4 protein-coding genes and 1 pseudogene are annotated in these 4,589 nt (G+C 40.6%); 2 read left to right on the plus strand and 3 right to left on the minus strand.

Annotated features, from left to right (window positions below; translation table 11 throughout):
- The 3 genes and pseudogenes from IQR33_RS03390 to IQR33_RS03400 all read right to left on the minus strand — a co-directional run.
- Positions 1–339: pseudogene (locus tag IQR33_RS03390) on the minus strand (hypothetical protein); the annotation flags it as partial.
- Between the two features lie 235 nt (positions 340–574).
- The gene (locus IQR33_RS03395; RefSeq protein ID WP_025633982.1) at positions 575–1,006 is read right to left on the minus strand and encodes a hypothetical protein; all 432 of its coding nucleotides are present in this window, start codon (positions 1,004–1,006) and stop codon (positions 575–577) included.
- Positions 996–1,928, minus strand: a complete 933-nt coding sequence (locus tag IQR33_RS03400; protein ID WP_025633980.1) for a hypothetical protein — start codon at positions 1,926–1,928, stop codon at positions 996–998. The genes IQR33_RS03395 and IQR33_RS03400 overlap by 11 nt, the downstream gene beginning before the upstream one ends.
- Positions 1,929–2,597: 669 nt before the next feature.
- Here IQR33_RS03400 and IQR33_RS03405 point away from each other — a divergent pair.
- Both IQR33_RS03405 and IQR33_RS03410 read left to right on the plus strand, forming a co-directional pair.
- A complete protein-coding gene (locus IQR33_RS03405; protein ID WP_054574980.1) occupies positions 2,598–3,302 on the plus strand; it encodes a S24 family peptidase in 705 nt (234 codons plus the stop codon).
- On the plus strand, positions 3,292–4,581 hold the full coding sequence (locus IQR33_RS03410; protein WP_193843521.1) for a nucleotidyltransferase: 1,290 nt from the start codon (positions 3,292–3,294) through the stop codon (positions 4,579–4,581). Before IQR33_RS03405 ends, IQR33_RS03410 begins: the two co-directional genes overlap by 11 nt.
- The last annotated feature ends 8 nt before the right edge of the window (positions 4,582–4,589 follow it).

The following is a 4,589-nucleotide window of genomic DNA, read 5'->3' on the forward strand; positions in this document are numbered from 1 at the left end:
TTCTTCGTGATATTTAGCCGCATAAACCGCCAATAAGCTTGCTGTAAAAGCAATCATTGCTGCATTCAGAGTTTGCCAATGAGACCAAACTTCTTGGACATATGACCAATTTCCACCACCATCAAACCATGGCTTTAATATCATCATCACGAAATACACCCCGATCAAAATACAACCAAAGGTAGAAAAGTATACTCTTACAAAAGTATCCAAGAGAGTTTTGGGAGACCCCATTCTTTTCTGTATTGAGCTAAGAAATTCAGTACTGATACCGATAACTTTGCGAAGATAATTGGCCCCATCACGAAGCTTCTCTACCCCAGATAGTTCTTTATCCATGTTGTACCACTCCTAGTAAACAATTTTTTAAAGCTTAAGGTTACCAAATTGTACTCGTTTCTATGCATAATGAGCGCGATACTCAACCACAGTCAACTAAGAGGTTCATAGTTTCGTGTCTATGCTCTAGATAGCCGATTAGGTTGAGGAGCTCTCGGAAGGAATTAGACCAAGCGTAAGTAGTAAGCTTACGCTTGTTAGAAGAGTTCTTAGTGAGGATTAGAGACGTTCTTGGTCAATGAGTTGCTCTAACGTATTTCAAATGTATTCCCGTAGGAGTGATATTGGTTAAATCTCGACTGTATACATACCCATACTTTTGTAAGAGGTCAATTGAGTGATACGTCCAGCCAGCGGCAAAGGCTACACCAGCCAAGGCAAAATAAACACAGATTTTATTAGCTAGCTGCATTGCGCTTTGAGAGTAAACTTCATTAATTTTTTTTCCGCACAACATAGCTTTTGGGGCCATAAAAAAAATACAACCTAACGCCCCTAATAATCCAATCGGCACCCACAGAGTTAGAACGGATAGCTGAACAGTGTCAGCTTTATTCAATAGTTCAAGATAGTCTCTATAGACTACATAAGATGGATAGCCCCAACAAATTATCCCAAACAAAAGAACAAAGATACCAGCCAAACGTAATCTTGTTTTATGTGACATTCTCAAGCATCCTTACGACTTGATTAGAAACTTTGTATTCACCCCAAACAACCTCAATTAAGACATATGTTGCTGTAACAAATAGCGCACCAACCATTACGGGAGCTCCCAGAGCTGCCGTAGCAAATAACAGAACTTCACCAGCTGCTGTTTGCAACATGAATTTGAACATATCGGCACCTACATTGCCAAACCAATCCACTAAGTGATAGTCGTCTTTAAAAACTAAGTCGCTGGTGGCTAGACTAGCGGACACCACAAAGGTTAAGGCACCCGCACCCTTGAAGTTTGCAGTTCTAGATTGAGGACTAAAGCCTGCTTGCACCGACTTAAATGAATTTAGAGGGTACTTCTTACCATTCATATTAAGCCGAGTACCATTGACAAACGCATGCCGTAGCACTTTGCCATTCTCGTTTGTCCCTGAAAATGCGACAAATAATTTACCTCGACTTTCTACCAAATCAGCTTTAACGCCTAGATCGCCAAACTGTTTAGCAATTGATATCGCATTAAACATAGGCTCTGTGTGATTGAACCAAGACTTAGCGGTGTTAATGCTCAAGGCGATAGCAGCGACATCCTTACCAGACTCCAGCCAAACGTTATGTAATATTTTATGTGCATCCTCTAAATCTGTAATTAACACATGCTGGTGGTTTTTAGCCATTTCATCCCCAAGTGAACACTGTAATCCTATTGAGTCACTGAGAAGCTGAGGAGCATTCAATCCTAGAGAAGTAGGTCCTAACCCTGCTTTTTCTCTATCTCTAAGAACCCTCTCACGATTTTCTGCCCATCTTTTTTCATCGCTTGCTGAAGGAGTTAATTCAGCTCTACGCTCTCGTTGCTGACGAGCGAAGAGCTCTTTTGTGGTTTCTCGTCTTTCTTCTGGGGTAACAGGGGCAGATTCATATCTCATAGGATCATACTTACACTATAAAAATATGATTATATCAATATTTTCAATACGTTATCATTATCAACAATGCCGATTTACGCTTTAACTGCCAGAAAAGCCATTATGGCTAGTTAAATGTTCACATTGAAACCTAAATCACATCAACTTGAACTCAAGTAGAAAGCTTTTAAAGAATAGTTCCCAAATTGGTATGTAATTTATGATATCGATACTATTCATCTCAGACCACTGAGTTGCTTTAATGTGTATGGTAACCGATCGCTGATGGATAGTAGTCCTTCCATAATGGCACATTCTCGTGTTGAACAACTTTCCTATAGTGGAATACCTTACCCTGCTCGTTGCACCAATTTTTTAGATACATCTCAGGTAAAAAGTGATTGTCTTTTTTTACGCTCAATGAAGCCTCCATTTTCTCTTTTAACGCTGCATTATGGTGCTACAAAACCTTACCATACCACCGGGCTTATACCTTACTACTCGAATCTATAGTGCAATTACAGTGTCTCTCCTTGCTCATGAATCGTATACTCAAAAACCTATGGTTCACAGATGTGCACCAGGCCATCTAACCATCCCAATAGCTCATGCTCTTCCTTACATTGCACCAGTACATAGCTGGATATATAATTACTGTATATACATACAGCAGTCAGACGTGTTTTTAAAATGGGTGTTTTACAAATATTTGATCAGTCAATAAATTGCGGCATAACAGGCTTTGAAGACCCAACAAGCGGGAGTGTCCGTAAATCCCTGTCATTGTCAAAACAGCTAGTTCATCATCCTAGCGCAACCAAATTAACTGTTGCTCATCAAGATGTACCTTACTTCGGTATTTCAGATGGCGATTACCTGCTTGTTGACTCAAGCCTACAACCTGAAGCAAACGACTGTATTTTGGTTGAATACCTTGGCGAAAACGCTCTTGTGTCATTTCAAGAGATACAAAAGCAAGAAGATATTGTAGTTCAAGGCGTTGTATCTGCTCGTTTTCATTGGTACAGAAAAGGCCATTCGATACCTATACATAACTCATTGAAAGAGTTCGACCTTCATGAGTTATTAATACCTCCTGAGCAACAACATACATGTGTATTGATGCGTGCAAACGGTAAGTCTATGTTACCAATCATTGATAACGGAGATTTGCTACTCCTTAACCGCAGCCTCTCATTTAAAGAAGATCATCCCGTTATCATGGCTTTAAATGGTGAATTGGTATGTAAGAGGTTGAACAAAAGACTGAAAAAAGCATACAGCGACAACCCAAAGTTCAGATCTGTTTATCTATCATCAAGTGACGAAATTCGCATTTACGGCTGTGTCTCTATGGCTATCCGAATTTACCGGAGAGAACTTCGTGGCCGTTAAATCATTCGCACTAATAGACGGAACGGGATTTTATGCGCACAGTAGTGCTCAATTTCATCCTGGTTTAAAAGGGAAACCAGTACTCGTGTCAGCAGGCCAAGGTATTAGTATTGCCGGAGCAAATATAAAGGAATTTGGGATACCCAAGTTCTCTCCTATTTGGGAAATCGACTCTAAAGTTGCCATGCATCATGGCGCAATATTTAAGTGTAATTTTAATACCTTAGGGCAGATATCTAGGAACTTTAAGCAATCACTTATAGATGTTTCCGAGGGGCTACCCATTTTTCATTACAGCGTCGATGAATCTTGGGCGGAGACTACGGAGCTACTGAAGAATGGCATTGACCTGGAAAGCGAAGCTTGGCGTTGGCGTGAACACATTTGGAAAACAACGGGTGTTCCTACAGGAGTCGGGATTGGTCCTAGTTTAACTCTTTCAAAACTGGCTTCGTTTGCAGCCAAAAAACTTCAGGGTAGTAACGGTGTATTTGTCATTAGTAAAGACAATTTGATTCAGACATTAGAAAAGGTACCTGTTTCAGAGGTTTGGAACGTAGGCAGGAAGCTATCTAAACACTTTTCTCATATGGGCATTTATAGCGCGTTAGATTTAGCTCGCCAAGATCCTAAAAAAATGCAAAAAGCCTTTTCGATTTCCGTCGCCAACACGGTCCATGAGTTAAATGCCACACCTGTCTACAATTGGAACGACACACGACCTAAGAAGCAACAAATTTGGTCCACCAGCTCATACCGGGACCGCTTACAATCAAGAGAGTCCATAATGTCGGAATTATCTCTTCACCTTGCAGAAGCATTTTTTAAGTTACGAGCGCAAAAATCAGAAGCCCTGGCTATAACAGCATTTGTGTCCACATCCATACATGACGATCCTCAGGAGCAGTTTAAGGCTAGCCGGAGCATACACTTCAGTTACGGTGTATGCGATACCTCTGTAGGTCTAAAGACGTTGAGAGCTATTCAGGGTGACCTTATTCCTACTCAACCGACAAAAACGCGCATTTATAAAGTTGGAGTTGGCCTTACTAGTTTAATCGACGCAGAGCACAAGCAAGCAGATCTATTTGAACCAGAGGTTAATAACCATAAATTAAGCAAAGCAATCGACTGCATTAATACTCGCTTTGGGAAAGGAACAATAGAATTTGGAGCACGTACAAAGCGGTACTCAGAGCGACCAGGGAATGTAAAGTTGCTAGAGCTGGAGAATTACTTCAGCGATTTTAATGAGTTACTTGAGGTTAAGTGTATTTGAATAGATCG

Source organism: Vibrio sp. OPT46 (assembly GCF_015163535.1).
Taxonomy (GTDB): domain Bacteria; phylum Pseudomonadota; class Gammaproteobacteria; order Enterobacterales; family Vibrionaceae; genus Vibrio; species Vibrio alginolyticus.

What these genes read in the sequence shown, in the direction of transcription:
- IQR33_RS03395 (WP_025633982.1), bottom strand. Translation starts at nt 1,006, where the DNA reads ATGTCACATAAAACAAGATTACGTTTGGCTGGTATCTTTGTTCTTTTG.
- IQR33_RS03400 (WP_025633980.1), bottom strand. Translation starts at nt 1,928, where the DNA reads ATGAGATATGAATCTGCCCCTGTTACCCCAGAAGAAAGACGAGAAACC.
- IQR33_RS03405 (WP_054574980.1), top strand. Translation starts at nt 2,598, where the DNA reads ATGGGTGTTTTACAAATATTTGATCAGTCAATAAATTGCGGCATAACA.